The organism is Streptomyces sp. WP-1 (assembly GCF_030450125.1).
Lineage (GTDB): Bacteria > Actinomycetota > Actinomycetes > Streptomycetales > Streptomycetaceae > Streptomyces > Streptomyces incarnatus.
Window position 1 is genome coordinate 4131684 of record NZ_CP123923.1, and the last position, 21457, is coordinate 4153140.

General features: G+C 71.6%; 22 protein-coding genes and 2 pseudogenes. 11 read left to right on the plus strand and 13 right to left on the minus strand.

The window, feature by feature from the left end:
* From QHG49_RS17925 to QHG49_RS17940, 4 genes are all read left to right on the plus strand, one after another.
* Positions 1–351, plus strand: coding sequence for a hypothetical protein (locus tag QHG49_RS17925; RefSeq protein WP_301490338.1), 351 nt, complete (start codon positions 1–3; stop codon positions 349–351).
* A gap of 100 nt (positions 352–451) precedes the next feature.
* Positions 452–1612 carry a hypothetical protein gene (locus QHG49_RS17930; protein WP_301490339.1) on the plus strand — a complete coding sequence of 387 codons (1161 nt, stop codon included), beginning with the start codon at positions 452–454 and terminating at the stop codon, positions 1610–1612.
* Between the two features lie 55 nt (positions 1613–1667).
* Positions 1668–1916: a hypothetical protein gene (locus QHG49_RS17935; RefSeq protein ID WP_145488736.1), complete on the plus strand. Its 249-nt coding sequence runs from the start codon at positions 1668–1670 to the stop codon at positions 1914–1916.
* Entirely contained in the window at positions 1913–2317 is a 405-nt protein-coding gene (locus QHG49_RS17940) for a DNA-binding protein (protein WP_159702987.1), read from the plus strand. Before QHG49_RS17935 ends, QHG49_RS17940 begins: the two co-directional genes overlap by 4 nt.
* 51 nt (positions 2318–2368) lie before the next feature.
* Here QHG49_RS17940 and QHG49_RS17945 read toward each other — a convergent pair.
* From QHG49_RS17945 to QHG49_RS17960, 4 genes and pseudogenes are all read right to left on the minus strand, one after another.
* Positions 2369–2617: pseudogene (locus QHG49_RS17945) on the minus strand (LLM class flavin-dependent oxidoreductase); the annotation flags it as partial.
* Positions 2618–2659: 42 nt separating this feature from the next.
* Positions 2660–3208: an RNA 2'-phosphotransferase gene (locus QHG49_RS17950; RefSeq protein ID WP_301492820.1), complete on the minus strand. Its 549-nt coding sequence runs from the start codon at positions 3206–3208 to the stop codon at positions 2660–2662.
* Positions 3209–3395: 187 nt separating this feature from the next.
* Entirely contained in the window at positions 3396–5153 is a 1758-nt protein-coding gene (locus QHG49_RS17955) for an SDR family oxidoreductase (RefSeq protein WP_145488730.1), read from the minus strand.
* The gene (locus QHG49_RS17960; RefSeq protein ID WP_159702981.1) at positions 5150–5992 is read right to left on the minus strand and encodes a M24 family metallopeptidase; all 843 of its coding nucleotides are present in this window, start codon (positions 5990–5992) and stop codon (positions 5150–5152) included. The genes QHG49_RS17955 and QHG49_RS17960 overlap by 4 nt, the downstream gene beginning before the upstream one ends.
* A 246-nt stretch (positions 5993–6238) precedes the next feature.
* On the opposite strand from QHG49_RS17960, the gene QHG49_RS17965 reads away from it, so the two are divergent.
* From QHG49_RS17965 to QHG49_RS17985, 5 genes and pseudogenes are all read left to right on the plus strand, one after another.
* The gene (locus tag QHG49_RS17965) at positions 6239–7222 is read left to right on the plus strand and encodes an ABC transporter ATP-binding protein (RefSeq protein WP_301492822.1); all 984 of its coding nucleotides are present in this window, start codon (positions 6239–6241) and stop codon (positions 7220–7222) included.
* On the plus strand, positions 7212–8120 hold the full coding sequence (locus tag QHG49_RS17970; RefSeq protein WP_301490341.1) for an ABC transporter permease: 909 nt from the start codon (positions 7212–7214) through the stop codon (positions 8118–8120). The genes QHG49_RS17965 and QHG49_RS17970 overlap by 11 nt, the downstream gene beginning before the upstream one ends.
* A complete protein-coding gene (locus tag QHG49_RS17975; RefSeq protein WP_145488724.1) occupies positions 8117–9028 on the plus strand; it encodes an ABC transporter ATP-binding protein in 912 nt (303 codons plus the stop codon). The genes QHG49_RS17970 and QHG49_RS17975 overlap by 4 nt, the downstream gene beginning before the upstream one ends.
* A 10-nt stretch (positions 9029–9038) precedes the next feature.
* Positions 9039–9758 carry an ABC transporter permease subunit gene (locus tag QHG49_RS17980; RefSeq protein ID WP_159702975.1) on the plus strand — a complete coding sequence of 240 codons (720 nt, stop codon included), beginning with the start codon at positions 9039–9041 and terminating at the stop codon, positions 9756–9758.
* Positions 9759–9861: 103 nt separating this feature from the next.
* Positions 9862–10102 (plus strand): annotated as a pseudogene (locus tag QHG49_RS17985) (hypothetical protein).
* Between the two features lie 49 nt (positions 10103–10151).
* Here the strand turns inward: QHG49_RS17985 and QHG49_RS17990 are convergent.
* The 9 genes from QHG49_RS17990 to QHG49_RS18030 form a co-directional block, all read right to left on the minus strand.
* Complete coding sequence (locus QHG49_RS17990; RefSeq protein ID WP_159702972.1) at positions 10152–10949, minus strand: HAD family hydrolase; 798 nt, start codon at positions 10947–10949, stop codon at positions 10152–10154.
* On the minus strand, positions 10946–12274 hold the full coding sequence (serS, locus tag QHG49_RS17995) for a serine--tRNA ligase (protein ID WP_301490342.1): 1329 nt from the start codon (positions 12272–12274) through the stop codon (positions 10946–10948). Before serS ends, QHG49_RS17990 begins: the two co-directional genes overlap by 4 nt.
* Positions 12275–12781: 507 nt before the next feature.
* Complete coding sequence (pheA, locus tag QHG49_RS18000) at positions 12782–13714, minus strand: prephenate dehydratase (RefSeq protein ID WP_145488408.1); 933 nt, start codon at positions 13712–13714, stop codon at positions 12782–12784.
* Between the two features lie 122 nt (positions 13715–13836).
* On the minus strand, positions 13837–15126 hold the full coding sequence (gene efeB / locus QHG49_RS18005; protein ID WP_301490343.1) for an iron uptake transporter deferrochelatase/peroxidase subunit: 1290 nt from the start codon (positions 15124–15126) through the stop codon (positions 13837–13839).
* A gap of 8 nt (positions 15127–15134) precedes the next feature.
* Positions 15135–17174, minus strand: a complete 2040-nt coding sequence (locus QHG49_RS18010; protein ID WP_301490344.1) for a copper resistance CopC/CopD family protein — start codon at positions 17172–17174, stop codon at positions 15135–15137.
* Between the two features lie 14 nt (positions 17175–17188).
* Positions 17189–17653: a copper chaperone PCu(A)C gene (locus QHG49_RS18015; RefSeq protein ID WP_145488414.1), complete on the minus strand. Its 465-nt coding sequence runs from the start codon at positions 17651–17653 to the stop codon at positions 17189–17191.
* Positions 17650–18306 (minus strand): SCO family protein, encoded by a 657-nt coding sequence (locus QHG49_RS18020; protein ID WP_159702960.1) that lies wholly within the window; start codon positions 18304–18306, stop codon positions 17650–17652. The genes QHG49_RS18015 and QHG49_RS18020 overlap by 4 nt, the downstream gene beginning before the upstream one ends.
* A 96-nt stretch (positions 18307–18402) precedes the next feature.
* Positions 18403–19182 carry a YcnI family protein gene (locus QHG49_RS18025; RefSeq protein WP_301490345.1) on the minus strand — a complete coding sequence of 260 codons (780 nt, stop codon included), beginning with the start codon at positions 19180–19182 and terminating at the stop codon, positions 18403–18405.
* Between the two features lie 127 nt (positions 19183–19309).
* On the minus strand, positions 19310–20167 hold the full coding sequence (locus tag QHG49_RS18030) for a hypothetical protein (RefSeq protein ID WP_301490346.1): 858 nt from the start codon (positions 20165–20167) through the stop codon (positions 19310–19312).
* A 213-nt stretch (positions 20168–20380) separates the two neighbouring features.
* Here QHG49_RS18030 and QHG49_RS18035 point away from each other — a divergent pair, with 213 nt between their 5' ends.
* Together QHG49_RS18035 and QHG49_RS18040 are read left to right on the plus strand one after the other, a co-directional pair.
* Complete coding sequence (locus QHG49_RS18035) at positions 20381–20818, plus strand: ATP-binding protein (RefSeq protein ID WP_145488422.1); 438 nt, start codon at positions 20381–20383, stop codon at positions 20816–20818.
* A 21-nt stretch (positions 20819–20839) separates the two neighbouring features.
* On the plus strand, positions 20840–21403 hold the full coding sequence (locus QHG49_RS18040; protein ID WP_159702951.1) for a GNAT family N-acetyltransferase: 564 nt from the start codon (positions 20840–20842) through the stop codon (positions 21401–21403).
* Positions 21404–21457: the final 54 nt, after the last annotated feature.

The following is a 21457-nucleotide window of genomic DNA, read 5'->3' on the forward strand; positions in this document are numbered from 1 at the left end:
ATGGGCACGCTGGGCAGGGCCGAGTTTGAGGCCATGATCGACGAGGCGACGGTGGACGCCTACGGCGAGGACGAGCAGCGGACCGGTCTGTTCACCATGCTTGAGGAGTACCTCGATCTGCCCTTCACCACCACGGTTCTCGGCATCGAGGTGACGGTGTGCGGCGTCGACCTCAGGCTCGACGGCATGATCGTCGCCCTGTGCTCTCGCAGTCGCGTCCGGCAGTCGATCGGGATCCTGGATCTGCCGTTGCCCAGCCAGGCGCCCGAGGGGGCGAATGGGGTCTCCCCTGCTCAAGCGGAGCCGAGAGCTCGGGGAAGGATCGAGGCGTACCGCCACTGGGCCGGTTGAGGCCGGACACCTCTCACCTCACGCGGAACTGGCTCGTACGAAAGGGCTGAACGTGGCTGAGGCCGTACCGGGCGCACGTCAGGGTGCCCATGAACTGTCATTGGCTGATCTCATCGAGCGCAGCGCCGAATTGAAGGGGCGGCTGGTCACCTTCGCGCAGAGTGCCCGCTTCGACCGGTGGTTGACACCTCTCCTACTGGAGGCCGCTGGGCTTGAACGGCAGTTGGACGAGGATGAGGCGATCCGGATCACCGACCACTTCATCCTGCGGTACCGGTTGCCGGACGGTTCGACCGTGGTGGACCGGTTCGTCGTCGGCCGGAAGGACTTGACCGCGGCCGACCGGGAGATGCTGCTCGGCTGGCGTGACCCGGTCGAGGGCGTCTTCGAGATCCGGCGCAAGGACGGCGATGCCGTCATCCTGCTGAACCTTGTCGACGACCTGGAGTACCGCACGTACTCGAACGTCGGGCGGGCGGCGTTCCGCGGCGTGTCCAAGGGTGGATTCCTCCATACCTGCCTGGTGCCCGTCCACTCGGCCGGCGGGGCGTGGTTGCTGTCCGGGGCGATGGCGAGCTACCCCAAGTCCAGCGCCGCCGAGATCGCCCAGGCAGCTCTGCAACTGGCTATGCACCACCCTGAACTGGTTTTCCGCAACCCGGAGAAGCTTGAGCAGGGGTGGAAGCAGATGCGGGAGGACCGGGCCGCGTTCGTCGAGTTCTGCGGCTGCGACGAACTGGTTCTTCCTCCTTCCGAGGCCGAGGACCTCCTCAACGCCTACTACCGCCACCGCCAGGAGGCAGCCGTGGCCGCGCAGCCCAGCCGTGCCCCGCGCAGGCGGCTTGCCGGCCGGGACCTGCCCTTCTTCGAGCTGCCGTCAGAACTGGCGGACTCGGACACCGTCGGCGTCATCTACGACCAGGTCGACGGGCTCAACTTCTACGCCGACTACGGGATGCTGCGGGACCTCTTCGCGGACCCCGCCCTCGCAGGGCGCAGTCGGCACCAGGACCTGCTGCGCACGTACCTGCGCGAGGAGTCGATCACGCCACTGCCGATCCGCCGGCTGGCCACCGCTCACCCGGAGACAGCGGACGCCGTGTTCCGGAAGCTGCTGAGGAAGCCCGGATTCGTCTGGAGCGAACACGGCGACGCGCTGCTGCGCCGGCGCAAGCCCTGGTACTACGAGAGCAACCCGCGTCCTGGAGTGTCCGTGATCGGCGACCGTCTGAGTGAGCTGCTCGGTGGGGGCCAGCGCTGAGCTCGTAGGTGGAGAAGCCTGACAGATAGCGCGCATACCGCAGTATGCTGACTCCATGGCTGACACGACCCGCATCACGGTCACTCTGCCCACCGAGCAGGTGGCGGAGCTGAAGAGGCTCACGGACAACGTCTCCGGCTATGTCGCGGAGGCCGTCGCCCGCCAGATCAGGCACCAGTTGCTCGGCGAGGAGCTGCGCCGTTACGAGGAGGAGCACGGCGCGTTCACCGACGAGGAACTGGCCGCGGCCCAGGCCAGGATCTTCGGCGCGGGCGGGCACGAGGAGTCGGCGAGCGCCGCGTGAACCCTCAGCGCATCGAGTCCGTCGTACTGGACTCCCAAGGGCTGTCCGCCTGGATCTCGCAGGACCGGGGTGTGCTCGCGATGATCCGGTCCTTCCATTCGATGGCTGCCGATCTGGTGGTCTGTTCCAACACCATCGTGGAAGTCATGCACGCCCGGGTGAACACCGCCCGGCTGAACTGGGTGCTCTCCCAGGTCAAGGTGGAAGCGGTGACCGAGCAGGCGGCCAGAGCCGCCGCCGGGCTGCTGAAAGAGGCCGGACTGCACGGCCACGAGTACGCGATCGATGCCACCGTCGCCGAGCTGGCGCTTCGCCGGCCGGGCCCGGTGGCCATGCTCACGTCGGACGTCGACGACATGGCCAAGCTGTGCGGTAGCCGCGTCCGACTCATCGCGCTCTGATCCTCTTCGGTCGGGACCACGCCGCCCGGTGTACGGCTTCCCAGGTCAGGCCGTGATAGGCGAGTGAGGCGTGACTGAGGTGACCAGGGTGCCGAGGCGGAGCCGCTCGGTGGCGGCCGCGGCGGCGGTCAGGGTGGGGACGGCACCGAACCAGGGGCCGTCGCGGAAGCTGCGCCAGGACAGGTGGTCGTAGGTGTACGCCGTGTGGAAACCCAGCTGCTCGGCGCGCACCCAGGTGGTGCGGCCGCCCTCGTGCCAGCGGCGGTACGGCAGGATCACGGTGCTCAGACGCAGACTCATGCGTTCGAGGGTAAGCGGTGGGGCGGGGCGGCGCGGGCGAGGTCAGCGGGGCCCCGGGAAGCGCAGATATCGCGAGGGCACGGCGGCGGTCAGCCAGACGCCGTTGGCGCTGACGTGGAAGACATGGCCGTCGCGGTGCATGGCGCCGGAGTCGACCACGAGGACGACCGGGCGGCCCCGGCGGGCGCCGACGCGGGTGGCGGTGTCGCGGTCGGGGGAGAGGTGCACGGCATGCCTGCTCATGGGTTTCAGACCGGTGGCCCGGATGGACTCCAGGGCGTGCGGGTGGGTGCCGTGGTAGAGGTACGGCGGCGGGGTGGCCGGCGGCAGGCCCAGGTCGACGGCGATGGTGTGGCCCTGGTTGGCGCGGATCCGGGCGCCGTCGATCGTGAAGCGCTGTTTGTCGTTGGTGGCGACGACCCGGTCGAGTTCCTCGCGGGTGAAGGGGAAACCGTGCGAGGCCGCCGCGGTGATCAGGGCGTCGATGTCCACCCAGCCGGCCTCGTCGGGGGTGAGGCCGATGCGGGCCGGCTGGTGGCGGAGGTGCCGGGAGAGGTACTTCGAAACCTTGACCGTGCGTCTTTCGTCCATGGGGTCCATGGGTTCTGCGTCCATGGGCTCAGGGTGGTCGAGAGACGCGGATCACGCAGCTTGTTTTCGGGGGGAGGTTTGATCCACAAGCAACCCCGGTTATCCACAGGGGAATCGGCGAAGTTGTGGACAACTAGACTGCAAGGAGGGGGCGTTGAAGACCGTTGTCCCCAACGCCCCGCCCGGCTCACACCTTGGGTTCCACCCGCGCCAGTCGGCGCAGCGCCCCCGGCAGCACCCGGGACAGGAAGTGCGCGCCCCGCGCCTCCGGGGTCACCGGGACCACCGGACGGTTGTGGACCACCGCGTCCAGGATCGCCGAAGCCACCTTCTCCGGGGGGTAGTTGCGCAGTCCGTACAGACGGGCGGAGTTCTTCTGGAGGCGGCGCTCCTCGGCCTCGTCGGCCCCGGCGAAGCGCGCCGTGGACGTGATGTTGGTGTTGACGATGCCGGGGCAGATCGCCGTGACACCGATCGCCCGGGACGCCAGCTCCGCGCGCAGGCACTCGGAGAGCATGAGGACCGCCGCCTTGGACGTGCTGTAGGCGGGCAGCACCCGGGAGGGCTGGAACGCGGCGGCGGACGCGATGTTGACGATGTGGCCGCCCTGCCCCCGCTCGGCCATCCGCGCCCCGAAGAGCCGGCAGCCGTGGATCACGCCCCAGAGGTTGACGTCGAGGACCTTGCGCCAGTCCTCGGTGGTCGTGGCGAAGAACGACCCGGACAGTCCGATGCCCGCGTTGTTGACCAGCACGTCCAGCACGCCGTACGCGCGGTGGACCCGCTCGGCCAGCTTCTCCATGGCCTGCTCGTCGGAGACGTCCGCCGTCTCGGCCCATGCCTCGGGCGCGCCGATCAGCCGGGCCAGTTCCGCGGTGCGGGCCGCCGCCTCCGCGTCCCGGTCGACGGCCACCAGCCGCGCGCCCGCCTCCGCGAACGCGAACGCCGTCGCCCGGCCGATCCCGCTGCCCGCACCGGTGACCAGCACCAGCTGCCCGCCGAACCGCGCCGAGTGCGGCCCGGTCGCCTTCGGCTCGGGGCGGCCGTCCTCCACCGACACGACGAACTCCTCGATCCAGGCGGTCAGCTGGTCCGGCCGGGTGCGCGGCGCCCAGTGCTTGGCCGGGAGCGTGCGCCGGGTCAGCCGGGGCACCCAGCGGTCCAGGTCGTCGTAGAGCCGCTCGGAGAGGAACGCGTCGCCCTGGGGCGTGATCAGCTGCACCGGCGCGTGCGCGAACGCGTCCGGGCGGGGGTGCGTCAGCCGCGGCCGCACGTTGTCCCGGTACAGCCAGGCGCCGTGGGCCGCGTCCTCGGGCAGCGAGGAGGTCGGGTAGTCGCCGGCGGGGATGCCCTCGCCCCGCTCCAGGAGCTTCGGCCAGTGCTTGCCGAGCGGGCCGCGCCAGGCCAGCTCCGGCAGGGCCGGGGTGTGCAGCATCCCCACGTACCAGGACTTGGCGCCCTGGCCCAGGAGCTGGGCGACCCGGCGGGGCGTCGGACGCTTCAGACGGTCGTTGATCCAGTGCCCGAAGTGGTCGAGGGACGGCCCGGAGACGCTGGTGAAGGAGGCGATCCGGCCCTCTGTGCGGGCGACCGTGACGAACTCCCAGGACTGCACCGATCCCCAGTCGTGGCCGACGAGATGCACCGGGCTCTCCGGGCTCACCGCGTCCACCACGGCCAGGAAGTCGTCCGTGAGCTTGGCCAGCGTGAAGCCGCCGCGCAACGGCCGCGGCGCCGTGGAGCGGCCGTGGCCCCGGACGTCGTACAGCACCACATGGAAGCGCTCCGCGAGGCGCGGGGCTATCTCGGACCACACCTCCTTGCTGTCCGGGTAGCCGTGCACCAGGACCACCGTCGGCTGCTGCGCGTCGCCCAGTTCGGCCACGCACAGGTCGATTCCGCCGGTCCGTACCGTGCGCTCGCGCGCACCCTTCAGGGTCGTCACTTCTCCTCCGCCCAGCGCCGCACGTGCGGCAGCTCGTCGTCCAGCCAGAACGCGCTCTCCTCGGGGTCCTTCGAGTCCGTGACCACGAGGAGCTCCTCGAACTTCGCCCCCGTGCCCCGGAAGCCCAGATGCGGCTCGACCGCCCACAGGCCCGGCTTCGGCGGATGGTCCGAGAAGCGGTACGGCGACCACAGCGGCGACCAGCCCTCGCGGTGGCCGTGCAGCGCGTCCGAGGCGAGGCCCTTGAGGGACTGGGTGCCGAAGCCGAAGACGTGCGGCGCGAAGCGGCGCTCCCGCACCCGGTCCACCTTGTGCGCGATCACGCCGAACGGGTAGGCCCGGTGCCGGTTGGCATACCCCTGGCGGACCATCAGCCGCTCCACGTCCTCGTAGATCTCGCGCAGCGGACGCCGCTCGCGCACCTCGCGCAGGATCAGCTCCCGGTGCGCCTCCAGGTCGGCCATCAGCCGGTCCTGCACGGGGTTCACCCCGAGGGACCCCGAGTAACCGATGTCCGCCGTGTATCCCTCGAACACCGGGGCCATGTCCAGGATGAACGGCATCCCGGGCTCCAGCTCGCGGTCGGTCGGGAAGAACTGGAGCGGGATCCGGAAGTTCACGAACGCCGTACGGTCCCCGAACCAGGCGAAGGGCAGATGGAACCAGTCCCGCACCCCGCGCCCGCGCAGCCACTCCCGCTGCATCCGCGCGGCCTCACGCTCGGTCACACCCGGTTCCAGGCGCGCCGCGACCGCCTCCGCGCACTCGTAGGCGAGGCGCTGCACCTTCTGGAATCCCCGCAGCTCCGTGGGGAGTTCACTGCTCACTGCCGTCGTCATGCCGCCTCGTCCCGTGATCCGGCCGATCCGCGTCGGCTGCGGTACGCGTCCGTAACTTGACAGAGGTGAATCTCGCAGTTGTTAGAGGCGGCGTCAATAGGCGGGGGCGCGGCCCCGGGACAAGTCCGGGTGACCCTTAGGTGGGCGGCGGCCCCTAGGGTCGTGTAATACCTGGGTCGGATCCGAAGACGGCTCTGTGGTCTGACGACCGGCGTGGCCGGGATCACTACCGTTCGGTGGGTGACTGTGATCGCGACCGAAAGCCTGAGCAAGCGGTTCCCCCGGGTGACCGCGCTCGACCGGCTGTCCGTGGACATCGGGCCCGGGGTGACCGGACTCGTCGGAGCCAACGGCGCCGGCAAGTCCACCCTGATCAAAATCCTGCTGGGGCTGTCCCCCGCCACCGAGGGCAGCGCCCGGGTGCTGGGCCTGGACATCGCCACCGAGGGCGCCGCCATCCGCGAACAGGTCGGCTACATGCCGGAGCACGACTGCCTGCCGCCGGACGTCTCGGCGACCGAGTTCGTCGTACACATGGCGCGGATGTCGGGGCTGCCGCCCACGGCCGCGCGCGAGCGCACCGCGGACACCCTGCGCCATGTCGGCCTCTACGAGGAGCGCTACCGTCCCATCGGCGGCTACTCGACCGGCATGAAGCAGCGCGTGAAGCTCGCGCAGGCCCTGGTGCACGACCCCAAGCTGGTCTTCCTGGACGAGCCGACCAACGGCCTCGACCCGGTCGGCCGCGACGAGATGCTCGGCCTGATCCGCCGCGTCCACTCCGACTTCGGCATCTCCGTCCTGGTCACCTCGCACCTGCTGGGCGAGCTGGAGCGGACCTGCGACCACGTGGTCGTCATCGACGGCGGCAAGCTGCTGCGCTCCAGCTCCACCACCGACTTCACGCAGACCACCACCACCCTCGCGATCGAGGTCACCGACAGCGACACCCACCCCGACGGCACCGCCGCGGTCCGCGACGCGCTGCGCGGACGCGGGGTGGACACCCACCACGAGGGCGCGGGCCTGCCCGGCGCCGGCCACATCCTGCTGCTGACCGCCGCGGGCGAGGAGACGTACGACCTGGTGCGCGACGTGGTCGCCGACCTCGGACTCGGCCTGGTCCGCATGGAGCAGCGCCGGCACCACATCTCCGAGGTTTTCACCACCGACACCGTCGAAGACGGCGGCGACGAGCAGCGGAAGGAGGCCGTCGGCCATGGCGGTTGAGCAGCCCCGGACCTCGCCCCCGGGCGAGACGACCCGGATCCACGACATCGGCTACCGCGGCTACGACGGCCCGCGCCTCGGCCGTGCCTACGCCCGCCGCTCCCTGTACTCGCAGTCGCTGCGCGGCGCCTACGGCCTCGGCCGCTCGGTGAAGTCCAAGGTGCTGCCCATGCTGCTGTTCGCGGTCATGTGCGTGCCCGCCGCCATCATGGTCGCCGTCGCCGTCGCCACCAAGGCGCACGAACTGCCGGTCGCCTACACCCGGTACGCGATCATGCTCCAGGCCGTCATCAGCCTGTACGTCGCCTCCCAGGCGCCCCAGGCCGTCTCCCGCGACCTGCGCTTCAAGACGGTCCCGCTGTACTTCTCGCGGCCGATCGAGACCGCCGACTACGTGCGCGCCAAGTTCGCCGCGCTCGCCTCGGCGATCTTCATCCTCACCGCCGCTCCCCTGCTGGTGATGTACGTGGGGGCGCTGCTGTCCAAGCTGGGCTTCGCCCACCAGACGAAGGAATTCGCCGAGGGACTGGTCTCCGTGGCCCTGCTCTCCCTGCTCTTCGCCGGCATCGGCCTGGTCATCGCCGCCGTCACCCCGCGCCGCGGCTTCGGCATCGCCGCCGTGATCGCCGTACTGGTCATCACCTACGGGGCGGTCTCCACCCTCCAGGCCATCGCGGAGGTCCAGGGGCACTCCGGGGCCATCGCGTGGATCGGCCTGTTCTCGCCGGTCACCCTGATCGACGGCGTGCAGTCCGCCTTCCTGGGCGCCACCGCCCGAAACCCCGGCGGAATCGCTCCCACGACCGGAGAGGGCATCGTCTACGTCCTCGTCACCCTCGCACTGATCGCCGGCAGCTACGGCCTCCTGGTGCGCCGCTACAAGAAGGTGGGACTGTGACGACCCTCAGCATCGACCATGTCTCCCGCTGGTTCGGCAACGTGGTCGCCGTCAACGACATCACCATGACCATCGGCCCCGGCGTCACCGGCCTGCTCGGCCCCAACGGCGCCGGGAAGTCCACCCTGATCAACATGATGGGCGGCTTCCTCGCCCCCTCCACCGGGGCGGTCACCCTCGACGGCCGGCCGGTGTGGCGCAATGAGGACATCTACCGGCACATCGGCATCGTCCCCGAGCGGGAGGCGATGTACGACTTCCTCACCGGGCGCGAGTTCGTCGTGGCCAACGCGGAGCTGCACGGCCTCGGCGACAAGGCCGCCCAGCGGGCCCTGGCCACCGTCGAGATGGAGTACGCCCAGGACCGCCGGATCGCCACCTACTCCAAGGGCATGCGCCAGCGCGTGAAGATGGCCAGCGCCCTGGTGCACGACCCCGCGCTGCTCCTGCTGGACGAGCCGTTCAACGGCATGGACCCGCGCCAGCGCATGCAGCTGATGGACCTGCTGCGCAGGATGGGCGACGAGGGCCGCACCGTGCTGTTCTCCTCGCACATCCTGGAGGAGGTCGAGCAGCTCGCCCGGCACATCGAGGTCGTCGTCGCCGGGCGGCACGCGGCCAGTGGCGACTACCGCAAGATCCGCCGCCTGATGACCGACCGGCCGCACCGCTACCTGGTGCGCTCCAGCGACGACCGGGCCCTCGCGGCGGCGCTGATCGCCGATCCGTCCACGGCCGGCATCGAGGTCGACCACAAGGAGGGCGCGCTGCGCATCCAGGCCGTCGACTTCGGCCGCTTCACCACTCTGCTGCCGAAGGTCGCCAGGGACCACGGCATCCGGCTGCTCACGGTCTCGCCGTCGGACGAGTCCCTGGAGTCCGTCTTCTCGTACCTGGTCGCGGCGTAGGAGGCCCAAGATGTACGACCCCACAGTCGCCCGGCTCACCTACCGGGCCCTGCTCGGCCGTCGCCGGGCCCTCATCCTCGGCGCGCTGCCGCTGCTGCTCATCGTGATCGCCGTGGCCGTACGCGCCCTCAGCGGGGCGGACGACCAGACGGCCGCCGATGTGCTCGGCGGGTTCGCGATCGCCACCATGGTGCCGATCATCGGCGTCATCGCGGGTACGGGCGCGATCGGCCCGGAGATCGATGACGGCTCTGTCGTCTATCTGCTGTCCAAACCCCTGAAGCGGCCGGCGATCATCTTCACCAAGCTGATCGTGGCCATCGCGGTGACCATGGTGTTCTCCGCGGTGCCCACGCTGATCGCTGGCCTGATCCTCAACGGCAACGGCCAGCAGATCGCCGTCGCCTATACGGTGGCCGCGCTGGTGGCCTCCATCGCCTACTCCGCGCTGTTCCTGCTGCTCGGCACGGTCTCCCGGCACGCGGTCGTCTTCGGCCTGGTGTACGCGCTGGTCTGGGAGGCGCTGTTCGGCTCCCTGGTGCCCGGCGCGCGCACCCTGAGCGTGCAGCAGTGGGCGCTCGCGGTCGCGCACAAGGTGGCCGGGGGCGACCTGGTCACCTCCGACGTCGGGCTGACGACGGCGGTGGTGCTGCTGGTCGTGGTGACCGTGCTGGCCACCTGGTACGCGGGGCAGAAGCTGCGCACGCTGAAGCTGGCGGGGGAGGAGTAGGAGGCTCCGGGGCCCCCGGGTCGTCGACGGGGGCCTTTGACGGAGACTTCATCCCCGGCCGGGCACACTGGGCAGATCGGGACGTACGGCTGGGAGGCCGGGGATGGCAGCGGAGAGAGCGGGGGGTGCCGGGCCGCCCGCGGGAGACGCCTTCGAGGGGCTGGTCCTGGACGAGGACTGCGTGCGGGCCGCCGATGCCTCCGAGCCGTCCACCCGCGCCCGCGTGCCGGCCGCCCGCCGGCGCACCCAGGCCCCCCGAACCCGGGCCCTGGCGCTCGGACGAGCCGCCGGCGGGGTGGTTCTTCAGCAAGGTACGACGGCGGGGGTGGCGTCGGTGGCCGTGAGTCGCGGCCGATGCCACGGCGGGCACCGCGAACGGCGTGAGGACGGGCCCTAGGCCAGCAGATCTTCCAGCACCGCCGCGATCCCGTCCTCCTCGTTCGAGGACGTCACCTCGTCGGCCACCGCCTTGAGTTCCTCGTGCGCGTTGGCCATGGCCACGCCCCGGGAGGCCCATCCGAACATCGGGATGTCGTTCGGCATGTCGCCGAAGGCGATCGTGTCCGCGGCCCTGAGACCGAGGCGGCGGGCGGCCAGGGAGAGCCCCGTCGCCTTGGAGAGGCCGAGCGGCAGGAGTTCCACGATGCCCGCGCCGGCCATCGCGACCGAGACGAAGCCGCCGGCGGCCTGCCGGGCGGCCTCCGCCAGCTCGTCGTCGCCGAGCGTCGGATGCTGTATGTAGATCTTGTTCAGCGGCGCGGCCCAGAGATCGGACGCGTCGGTGAGGGGAACCGCGGGGAGCGGGCCCGCGACGGCGTACCCCGGCCCCACGAGCACCTCGCCGTCCAGCCCGTCACGGCTCGCGGCGAGATGCAGCGGGCCGACCTCCGCCTCGATCTTGGCCAGCGCCACCCCGGCCAGCTGCCGGTCCAGGGTGACGGACGTCAGCAGACGGTGCGCCCCGGCGTCGTACACCTGGCCGCCCTGGCCGCAGACCGCGAGGCCGTCGTAGCCGAGGTCGTCGAGGACATGGCGGGTCCAGGGGACGGCGCGGCCGGTGACGACGATGTGCGCCGCGCCCGCCGCGGCGGCCGCGGTGAGCGCGTCACGGGTGCGCTGCGAGACCGACCCGTCGGAGCGCAGCAGCGTTCCGTCCAGGTCGGTCGCGACCAGCCCGTAGGGGAAGCTCACCTGGTCACCGGCTCCAGGACCTCCCGGCCGCCCAGGTAGGGGCGCAGCACTTCGGGGACCCGGACGGAGCCGTCGGCCAGCTGGTGGTTCTCCAGGATCGCCACGATGGTGCGCGGTACGGCGCACAGCGTGCCGTTGAGCGTGGCCAGCGGCTTGACCTGCCCGCCCGTCGCCCGACCACCACCCCTGCCGGAGGTCGCTTCGCTCCCGCTGGCCTTCTCGCGGACCCGGATGGACAGCCGCCGGGACTGGAACTCGGTGCAGTCCGAGGTCGAGGTCAGCTCGCGGTACTTGCCCTGCGTCGGGATCCACGCCTCGCAGTCGAACTTGCGGGCGGCCGAGGAGCCGAGGTCACCGGAGGCGACGTCGATCACGCGGAACGGCAGCTCCAGCGAGGACAGCCACTGCTTCTCCCACGCCAGCAGGCGCTGGTGCTCGGCCTGGGAGTCCTCGGGGTCGACGTACGAGAACATCTCGACCTTGTCGAACTGGTGCACGCGGAAGATGCCCCGGGTGTCCTTGCCGTGCGAACCGGCCTCGCGGCGGAAGCAGGGCGAGAAGCCCGCGTACCGCAGCGGCAGCTTGTCCGCGTCGATGATCTCGTCCATGTGGTACGCCGCGAGCGCCACCTCGGAGGTGCCGACCAGGTAGAGGTCGTCCTTGTCGAGGTGGTAGACGTCCTGCGCGGCCTGGCCGAGGAAGCCGGTGCCGGCCATCGACTGCGGGCGGACCAGCGCGGGGGTCAGCATCGGGGTGAAGCCGGCGGCGGTGGCCTGGGCCATCGCCGCGTTCACCAGGGCCAGCTCCAGCAGGGCGCCGACACCGGTGAGGAAGTAGAAGCGGGAGCCGGAGACCTTGGCGCCGCGCTCGACGTCGATCGCGCCGAGCAGCTGGCCCAGCTCCAGGTGGTCCTTGGGCTCGAAGCCCTCGGCACCGAAGTCGCGGATGGTGCCGTGCGTCTCCAGGGTGACGAAGTCCTCCTCGCCGCCGACGGGCACGTCGGGGTGGACGAGGTTGCCGAGCCGGAGCAGCAGCTCATGGGCCTCGGTGTCGGCCGCGTCGCGCTCGGCGTCGGCGGCCTTGACGTCGGCCTTGAGCTGCTCGGCGCGCTTGAGCAGTTCGGCCTTCTCGTCGGCGGTGGCCTTGGGGATCAGCTTGCCGAGCTGCTTCTGTTCGGCGCGCAGTTCGTCGAAGCGGACGCCGGAAGACCTGCGCCGCTCGTCGGCAGACAGGAGGGAGTCGACGAGCGCGACGTCCTCTCCACGGGCACGCTGGGACGCGCGCACACGGTCGGGGTCCTCACGGAGCAGGCGAAGGTCAATCACAGGCCCAAGGCTACCGGTGCGGGGATGCCGCTCACGAATCACTATGACGGCGCGCTTGGATTTGCGGCTTACGGTGCGTTATGCGCTAATTGCCGCGCGTGTCAAGGGAAAGTGTCTCACTCCCTGGGACGGGGCAAGCCCCGGGCGTCCGGTTGACTCGATTTCCTTGTGGGGAGCGGGACTTGACGGCCCGGTTGTCCACAGAAATCCACACTCGCCGAAGAGTTATCCACAGGGTGTGGGGAAGTTCTGTGGATGCGGGAATTGATCACTCCGGATCCGTTGACGGACTTGCAGAATTCCCCGGCCAAAGTGGATCGACACCCACTTTCGGGTGGAAAACGGTCGCCCCAAAAGATGAACCAAAGGAAACGGGTGGACGAAGGGTGAGTCAGGTGAAGCTCGCCCCGTCTGTGCGCTGTGGGGCGATTTGTCGACTGGGTCGCGCTTCGCTGTCGACTTGTCCCCAGGTCGAGAAGAGCACCTGTGGATAACTCCTGTGGATAACTAGAAGCGGCCGTCCTGGCAGCGCGCCACCCAGTCCGCGGCCCGCACGAACTCCTCGTCCGAGGTTCCCGGCCGTACGGCGCGTGCCTCGTCCGGCGCGATGTCGGCGCGCGGGTACGAGCCCAGGAAGCGCACCTCCAGGCAGAGCCGCTTCAGGCCCATCAGCGCCTCCGCCATCCGCCGGTCGGAGATATGGCCCTCGGCGTCCACGCAGAAGCAGTAGTTGCCGATGCCCTCGCCGGTCGGCCGGGACTGGAGCAGCATCAGGTTGATCCCGCGCGAGGCGAACTCGCCGAGCAGATCGCGCAGTCCGCCGGGGTGGTCGGTGCGCTGCCAGAGCACCACCGAGGTCTTGTCGGCGCCGGTCTTCGCGGCGGGCCGGGCCGGGCGGCCGACCAGCACGAACCGGGTCTGCGCGTTCTCCGCGTCGTGGATCCCGGTCTCCAGGGCCTCCAGGCCGTACCGGGCGGCGGCGAACTCGCCCGCGAAGGCGGCGTCGTAGCGGCCCTCCTGGACCAGCCGGGCCGCGTCCGCGTTCGAGGCGGCCGACTCCCAGACGGCGTCCGGGAGGTTGGCCTTCAGCCAGTTGCGCACCTGCGGCTGGGCCGCGGGGTGGGCGGAGACCGTCTTGATGTCGGCGAGCCGGGTGCCCGGGCGGACCAGCAGCGCGAAGGTGATGGAGAGCAGCACCTCGCGGTAGATCGTCAGCGGCTCGCCGGCCACCAGGCCGTCCAGGGTGGCGGTGATGCCGCCCTCGACGGAGTTCTCGATCGGCACGAACGCGGCCTCGGCCTCGCCGGCCCGCACCGCGTCGAGCGCGGACTGCACCGACACGTACGGGGTCAGCTCCCGGGTGGCCGCCTCCGGCAGCGTCCGCAGGGCCACCTCGGTGAAGGTGCCCTCGGGACCGAGATACGCATAGCTCGCTGGCATGGTCCTCACCCTAATGGCCGCGGGCCGTCGTAGCTCAGGCGTCTCAAGATGACCACTCGACCGGGTGGTTTGGGAAGGGAAAGTCCGCAGAGCCGGTGGAATACCGGCTAAAGGGCCTTGCCTCAGCCCTCCAGCAACCGCTGCCCCACGTACTCGTCCTTCGCCGCCCCGCCCGGCACCGCGAACAGCGCGCTCGACTCGTGCCGGATGAACCGCGACAGGGCGTCACCCCGGTCGAGCTTGCGCTGCACCGGCACGAAGCCGAGCAGCGGGTCCGCCTGCCAGCACACGAACAGCAGCCCGGCGTCCGGTACCCCGTCCGCGTCGATGCCGTCGTGGTACGAGAACGGGCGCCGCAGCATCGCCGCCCCGCTGTTCTTGTCCGGCCGGGTGATCCGCGCGTGCGCGTTGAGCGCGATCACGTAGTCGCCCTTGGCGTCGGTCTTCTCCAGCTCCATCGGGGTTGTCTCATGACCCCCGGTCAGCGGCGCCCCGTCCGACTTGCGACGCCCGATGACCTGCTCCTGGGCGGCGACGGGCAGCTTCTCCCAGTCGTCCAGGAGCATGCGGATCCGGCGTACGACGGCATAGGAGCCGTTCGCCATCCACGCGGGCTCGCCCGAGGCGGGCACGAAGATCTGCTTGTCGAAGGCCGCGTCCGTCGGCTTCGGATTGCCCGTGCCGTCGATCTGGCCCATCAGGTTGCGGGCCGTCATCGGGCGGGCGGTGGCGCCCGGGGTGCGGTTGAAGCCGTTCATCTGCCAGCGCACCCGCGCGGCCGCCCCGGCGTCCTTCTGGATCGCGCGCAGGGCGTGGAAGGCGACCAAGGCGTCGTTCGCGCCGATCTGCACCCACAGATCGCCGTCGCTGCGCGCCTTGTCCAGATGGTCGGAGGAGAAGTCGGGCAGCGGGTCCAGGGCGGTGGGCCGCTGCTTCTCCAGTCCGGTGCGGGCGAAGAAGCTGTTCCCGAAGCCGAAGGTGACCGTCAGCGAGGAGGGGCCCGCGTCCCGGGACACATCGGTGTCGTCGTGCGGGGCCGGCTCGCCCGCCATCAGCCGCTCGGCCGTCGCGGACCAGCGGCGCAGCAGGGCCGCCGCCTCCTTGCGGCCCGCGCCCGCCGCCAGATCGAAGGCGATCAGGTGACCGCACGCCTGGAGGCCCTCGGTGATGCCGGGCTGGTGTTTCACGTGAAACATCGCGCGGTCGGAGCCCACCGAGGTGAGCGGGGTGGCCGGGGCGGGCGCGGCGGCGTAACCGACGGCGCCGCCCGCCGCGCCGAGCACCAGCCCGGTGGCGCCCGCGGTGCCGAGCAGGGCGCGCCGGGAGACACCCCCGGAACGGGCCTCGGACGCCGGGGCCTCGGACGTCTGGGCCCCGGGGGTGCGGGCCTGCTGGGTGGACTGGTCGGTCATGGTCTGGCTCAGCCGATCTGCGCGTTCTTGGAGACGGTCACTTCGTCGATGTCGGAGGTGCGGACGGTGACGGCGACCTTCCAGTCGCCGGCCATCGGGATCTGCACCCCGTCCGCCGACCAGTGGCCGGTGGTGATGTGCTCGGGGGCCACCGAGAGCGGGCCGATCTTCTTCGCCTCCAGGGTGAGGGCGATCTGCACCTCGGGGACGTCGAAGAGCTGTCCGCCGGGCTTGCGGACGAAGAGGTGCAGCGAGTTGGCGCCCGCGTGGGCGGGGTCGATGTCGAGGGCGACCACGCCCTTGCCGTCCGCGCCGCCCGTGTCGAAGGGCAGGCTCAGGGACAGGCTGCCGTTGGCGGGCGCCGTGACGGCGCCGGTGGCGGCCTTCGCCTCCTGCTCGGTGCGGCCGGGCTCGGTCTGCGTCAGCGCGGTGGTGACGGCGAGCAGGACGACCGCGACGGCGGCCTCGGCGAGCACCGAGCGGCGCAGCCCGAAGCGGCCCGCGTCGCCGTCCCGCAGCCGCTTCCGCCGGGCGGCGTCCACCGCGGCCCGCTGCCGGGCGAGCTGGGCGGCGCGGCGGGAGTCGCCGGAGTTCCCGGGAGCGCGTGCGGGTGCGGATGCGTCCGCAGCCGCCGTGGCGGAGACCCGCCCGGCCGTGTCCGCCGACCCGGTGTCCGCCGTACCCGTGTCCGCCGACCCGGTGTCCGTCGTAGCCGTGTCCGCCGTACTCGCGTCCTGCCCGGTGGCCGCCTTCGCCGCGGGGACCGACTCCCTCTCGGTCCCCGCCCCGGCCGTGGCCCGCTCCCCTTCCGCAGCCTGGTCGGCGAGCCGTCCCGTCCATCGCCGTGACACGGACGCGAGGCCCACCATGACCGCCACCAGGGCGATCTTGGCCAGCAGCAGTTGCCCGTACCGGGTGTCGGTGAAGGCGGACCAGGAGCCGAGCTGGCGCCAGGACTGGTAGACGCCGGTGGCGACGAGGGCCACCACGGAGCCGAAGGCCAGCCGGGAGAAGCGGCGTACGGCGGCGGCCTCTACCGGTGTCCCTGCGGGCGCCCGGTACAGGGCGACCAGCAGCGCGGTGAGCCCGCCCAGCCAGGCGGCGACGGCCAGCAGATGGATGACGTCGGCCGGCATGGCGATGCCCGGCTGGAGCCCGACCGAGGCGTGCTCGGACATCGCCCAGCTGGTCGCGAGCCCGGCCGCGACGACCACGCCCCCGATCCCGAGCCCGAAGGTCAGGTCCCGCTTCTCCGCGCCCTCCTCGCGCCGCTGGTACGTGCCGAAGAGGACGGCGATGAACAGCGCGGCGGCGGCGAGCAGCAGCAGCCGGGAGACCAGCGCGGCCCCCGGCTTGGTCTCCAGCACCTGGCCGAGCAGTCCGAGGTCGAAGACGTCGGCGACCTTCCCGGTGGTGGTGTACGAGCCGCGCAGGAGCAGCAGCCACAGGGTGGCCGCGGTCAGCGCCAGCCAGCCGCCGACGACCAGCCGTTGCAGCGCCCGTACGCCCGCGCCGCGCCGCCAGCACAGGAGCACGAAGGCCGCGCCGCCCACGAGGACGATGTAACCGGCGTACGACACGTACCGGCCGACCTGGTAGAGGCCGCCGACGACTCCGCCGCCCACGGTCGGCCCGGAGCCGGAGACCACGGTCCGCGAGGGCGCCCCGATGGAGAACGTGTAGGCGCCGGCCACCGGGTGGCTGTCGGCGGAGACCACCTCGTAGGTGACCGTGTACGTGCCCTTGCCCAGGCCGCCCTTGAGCCGCACGGCGTACGTCGTCCCGCGCACGTTGCCGGGGGCGCCGGTCTGGACGGGCCTGCCCTCGGGGTCGAGGACGCGCAGCGAGTCGCCGTTCATGGCGACCTTCTCGGAGAAGGTGAGCGAGACCCGGGCGGGCGGCTGCTGGACCACCACCCCCTGCGCGGGGTCGCTGCCGGTCAGCGCCGCGTGCGCGGAGGCCGGTGCGGCGCCCGCGAGCAGGGCGCCCAGGGCGGCGAGCAACAGCAGCACCAGGGTCCGCGGGCGGGGGGTGATGGTCCGGGTCACGGTGGTCCCTTCCCTCAGTTGCCGGTCGTCGGGTGATACGTGGCGGACTTCACCGGCATCTCGACGGTGAGGGGCCCGCTCTTGGCGAAGGTGAGCTTCAGGGTGACCGTCTGGCCCTGCTTCGGCCGCTGCCGGAGCTGCTCGAACATCAGGTGGTTGCCACCGCTCCTGAAGACGAGCCGGCCGTGGGCGGGTATGGCGAAGGAGGACTGCTCCCGCATCTCGCCGCCCGTGGTGCTGTGCATGGTGACCTGACCGGCCGCGGTGCTGCTCACCTTGGTCAGCTCGTCCTTCGTGCCGCCCTTGTTGGTGATCGTCAGGAACCCGGCGGCCATGTCGGCGGAGACGGGCTGCGGCATGTACGTGCCGCTCACCGAGAGTTCGGCCTTGGAGGCGTCCGAGGAGCCCGAGCCCGAGCAGCCCGCGAGCGCGAGGGCGCCCGCGAGTGCCGTGGCCAGGACGAGGGGTCGGCGGTTCACGGCTTGGCCCCCTCGACGATCTTGGGCAGGTCCTTGATGTAGTCGTCGACCGTGGCGCTGTCGCTGATCAGGACGTAACCGCCGTTGTTCTTCGGCGAGAAGGCCAGCACCTGGGTGCCGTGGACGGAGACCAGCTTGCCGTTCTTGTCCTTGGTCGTCGGCTCGACGGAGATGCCGACGGAGCGGGCGGCGGCCTGGACGGAGGTGAAGTCGCCGGTCAGGCCGATGAACCGCGGGTCGATGCCCTTGAGCCAGCTGCCGAGCGCGGCCGGGGTGTCGCGGCCGGGGTCGGTGGTGACGAACACGACCCGCAGGTTGTCGCGCTGGGCCGGGGTCAGCGACTTCTGGGCGGCGACGGCGATGTTGCTCATCGTCGTGGGGCAGATGTCGGGGCAGTGCGTGTAGCCGAAGTAGAGCAGGGTCGGGTGGCCCTGGGTCTCCTTGCGGAGGTCGTACTTCTTGCCGTGGGTGTCCGTGAGGACCAGTCCGGGCTTGTTCCACGGTCGGTCGAGGAAGGTGGTGGGCCCGTTGCTGCCGGACTCCTGCGAGACGGCGGAGACCGTCGACGAGTCGGCCTTCTGGCTGCCGCAGGCGGAGAGGGTCAGGGTCGCGGCGGCGAGCAGCGCGGCCGCGGCGAAGGTCTTCTTGCGCATAGAGAAATGTCCCAGATGTGAGAACTCCGGCGCGCGCCGGGGTCGTACGGGGGCCAAGCCTGGCACGGCCCCGGCGCGCGCTGCGGAACGATGGGGCTAGGCGGTGCGGCGGCGGCCGGCGAGGACGCCGTAGGCCACGCCCGCGGCGCCGACGACGATCCCGGCGACGCCGAGCACCCGGGCGGTGGTGTCACTGCCGCCGCCGGAGTCCGGGGCGGCGGCCGCGTTCTCCTTCTTGTCGTTCTTGTCGTCGGACGCGTCCTGGGCGCCCGCCGCGCCGTGCTCGTCGGCCGCGGCGGTCAGCTGGAGCACCGGCGCCGGGTTCTGCGGCTCGTCCTGGCCCGCCTGCGGCACCTCGATCCAGCGCACGACCTCCTTGTCCGAGTACGTCTGGAGCGCCTTGAACACCAGCTGGCCGGTGTTGTCGGGCAGGGCGCCGACGGAGAGCGGGAACTTCTGGAAGTAGCCCGGCTCGATGCCCTTGCCGTCGGCGGTCCAGGTGACCTTGGTGACGGCCTGGTCGATCTTGTCGCCGTGCACGCTGAGCGGCTCGGCGAGCTTGGTCTTGGTGAGCTGCACGCTCCAGCCCGGGATCGGCTGGGCCATGACGGAGGCCAGCGGGTGGTCGGTGGGGAGGTTCACCTCGACCTTGGTGGTCGAGGCGTTGTCACGCTCGTTGGGGACCTTGAAGTCGACGACCGCGTAGCCGCCCTTGGCCGCGGCGCCCTCGGGCTGCACGGTCACATGCGCGAAGGCGGGGGCGGACAGGGCGAGTACGGCGGTGCCGGCGACGGCGGCACCGGCGGCGAGCCGGGCGGCCGTACGGCGGGCGGCACGGCTGGGGACGACGCTGGGGACGAGCTGGGAAACCTGCATGGCAGGAGCACTCCAGGGTGAGAGTTCCGGTGAGGAAGGAAGGCGCGCGGGCGCGCGCGGGCCGCGCGACGGCGGCCGTCTCCTCGGAACCCGGAGCTGTCCCGGGGCAGGGGGCGGGCGCGTCGCGTCAGGCGGCGAGTCGCAGTCCGGCGGCGGGCGGGCCGCGCCGGATCACCGAGTGCTGGAGTGCGAGGGCGGTGGGGGCGGGCGGTTCGCCCCGGTCGCCGCGACGGGCGCGCGGGGCGGGCTCGGCCGCGGTCAGCAGTCCGGCGCACAGGGCGCCCACCAGGGCGAGCGCCGCGCGCAGGGACCGTACGAGCGCGGTCTCGGCGAGTTCGTGGGCCGAGTGCGCCGACAGTTCGAGCAGCCGCAGCACGGCCAGGTCGCAGCGGCGCAGCAACCAGCCGACGGCGACGGCCGCGAGGAGGTGGCCGAGCAGCATCGGCAGCGAGGGCAGCAGCGCGGCGGAGGCGCCGGTGGCGTCGGCCGCGTGCGCCATGGGCATCGGGGCCCCGGCCACGGGGCGGCCCGAGCGGTCGATGAGGCGGGCGGCGAGCAGGATGTGGAAGGCGTGGCCGGGGGTGAGCGCGGCGGTGTTCGCCCCGCACAGCAGCCGGGTGGCCTGTTCGACCAGGGCGGCGTCGCCGAGCGCGGTCCCGCCCGGGGCGCTCTGCCCCATCGGCATCCCGCCCATGGCCATGCCCGCCCCGTGCTGGCCCAGGCCGAACAGCGTGTGCAGCGCGGTCTGGCCGAGGGTGAGGAGCGCGGCGATGCCCGGCAGCGAGCGGGCCCGCCCGGCGAGCGGGATCACGAGCAGCAGGGAGCCGAGGAAGCCCACGCCGAGCGTCCACAGCGGCACGCTCGCGCAGGAGGCCAGGGTGTGCCCGGCCGCGGCCAGCACGACGCAGGCCGCGGCGAAGACCGCGGCCCGCAGCATCCGGAGCCCGGCTCCGGGACGCGCCGTGCGCGCGTGAGGGGCAGACATGGCGGGCTCATCATCCCACCGCGCCCCGCGCCGCCCTACGCCAGGTCCGGACAGTACGTCCCCCCGGCCGGCCACAGGGGTACGTCCCGCATACACCGATTCCTCCCGGGACACATCGGCTGTATGGGCGGAGTCACGTCAACGGTGTGCTTACGGCCACCTATGGGCGGCAATAGGTATCGGTATGTCGAGCCGCGGCCTGGAGGCTGTTGCATGAGCATCTGGTGGTCACTCCATCTGCGCCGCGAGGCCGCGAGTGTGCCGCTCGCGCGGCGGCTCCTGATCGGCACCATGGAGACGGCCGGGGTGGATCCGGACATCTCCTACGACCTCTCCGTCGCCCTCAGCGAGGCGTGCGCGAACGCCGTCGAGCACGGCGGCGACGACGGCACCTCGGCGGTGTACCGGGTGACCGCGTACCTCGACGGGGAGAAGTGCCGTATCGAGGTGGCCGACTCCGGCCCCGGCTTCCAGCACACCCGCGAACTGCGCCCGGCCCGCCCGGACGCCGAGCACGGCCGCGGCCTCTGCCTGATCCGCGAACTCGCCGACCACGTCCACATCGGCCCCAAACCCGGCCGCCACGGCACGGTGGTCAGCTTCGACAAGATCCTCAAATGGCGCGACGACGCTCCACTGCTGGCGGTGTAGCCCGGCCCTCATAGTGGGGGCATGAGTGTTGACAGCGGGGAGATGGTGGCCGGGGTGGTGCTGCGGCCGCTCGGGGGTGGGGACGCGGAGGCGTTGGCGGCGGCGTATGTGAGGAACCGGGAGCATCTCGCGCCGTGGGAGCCGGTGCGGCCGGGCTCGTTCTTCACGCCGGGCGGGCAGCGGGAGCGGATCGAGGGGCTGTTGCGGCAGCGCGACGAGGGCTCGGTGGTGCCCTGGGTGTTCGAGGAGGCGGACGGGCGGATCGTCGGGACCATCACGCTGACGGGGATCTCCCGGGGGCCCTTCTGCAGCGCGTACCTCGGCTACTGGGTCGCCGGGGACCGGGAGGGCCGGGGGCTGGCGAGCGCGGCCGTGGCGCGGGTGTGCGGGCTCGCGCGGGACGCGGTCGGCCTGCACCGGATCGAGGCGTCCACGCTGGTGGAGAACGCCGGGTCGCAGCGGGTGCTGGAGAAGTGCGGATTCGAGCTGATCGGGACGGCGCCCAAGTACCTGCACATCAACGGCCGTTGGCGGGACAGCCGGCTGTTCCAGCGGATCCTGCACGGCGAGGACCCCGCACTCTGAAACGCCCTCGTCGGCCTCGACGAGCCCGCGGACGACGGCGGCCGGGCACCTCTC

Bases quoted from the DNA above. Each gene is read 5' to 3' on its own strand.
- QHG49_RS17950 (WP_301492820.1), bottom strand. From the start codon at position 3,208: ATGGACGAAAGACGCACGGTCAAGGTTTCGAAGTACCTCTCCCGGCAC.
- efeB (WP_301490343.1), bottom strand. From the start codon at position 15,126: ATGACCGACCAGTCCACCCAGCAGGCCCGCACCCCCGGGGCCCAGACG.
- QHG49_RS17935 (WP_145488736.1), top strand. From the start codon at position 1,668: ATGGCTGACACGACCCGCATCACGGTCACTCTGCCCACCGAGCAGGTG.
- QHG49_RS17980 (WP_159702975.1), top strand. From the start codon at position 9,039: ATGTACGACCCCACAGTCGCCCGGCTCACCTACCGGGCCCTGCTCGGC.
- pheA (WP_145488408.1), bottom strand. From the start codon at position 13,714: ATGCCAGCGAGCTATGCGTATCTCGGTCCCGAGGGCACCTTCACCGAG.
- QHG49_RS17925 (WP_301490338.1), top strand. From the start codon at position 1: ATGGGCACGCTGGGCAGGGCCGAGTTTGAGGCCATGATCGACGAGGCG.
- QHG49_RS18025 (WP_301490345.1), bottom strand. From the start codon at position 19,182: ATGCAGGTTTCCCAGCTCGTCCCCAGCGTCGTCCCCAGCCGTGCCGCC.
- QHG49_RS17970 (WP_301490341.1), top strand. From the start codon at position 7,212: ATGGCGGTTGAGCAGCCCCGGACCTCGCCCCCGGGCGAGACGACCCGG.
- QHG49_RS18020 (WP_159702960.1), bottom strand. From the start codon at position 18,306: ATGCGCAAGAAGACCTTCGCCGCGGCCGCGCTGCTCGCCGCCGCGACC.
- QHG49_RS18035 (WP_145488422.1), top strand. From the start codon at position 20,381: ATGAGCATCTGGTGGTCACTCCATCTGCGCCGCGAGGCCGCGAGTGTG.
- QHG49_RS18040 (WP_159702951.1), top strand. From the start codon at position 20,840: ATGAGTGTTGACAGCGGGGAGATGGTGGCCGGGGTGGTGCTGCGGCCG.
- QHG49_RS18030 (WP_301490346.1), bottom strand. From the start codon at position 20,167: ATGTCTGCCCCTCACGCGCGCACGGCGCGTCCCGGAGCCGGGCTCCGG.
- QHG49_RS17960 (WP_159702981.1), bottom strand. From the start codon at position 5,992: ATGACGACGGCAGTGAGCAGTGAACTCCCCACGGAGCTGCGGGGATTC.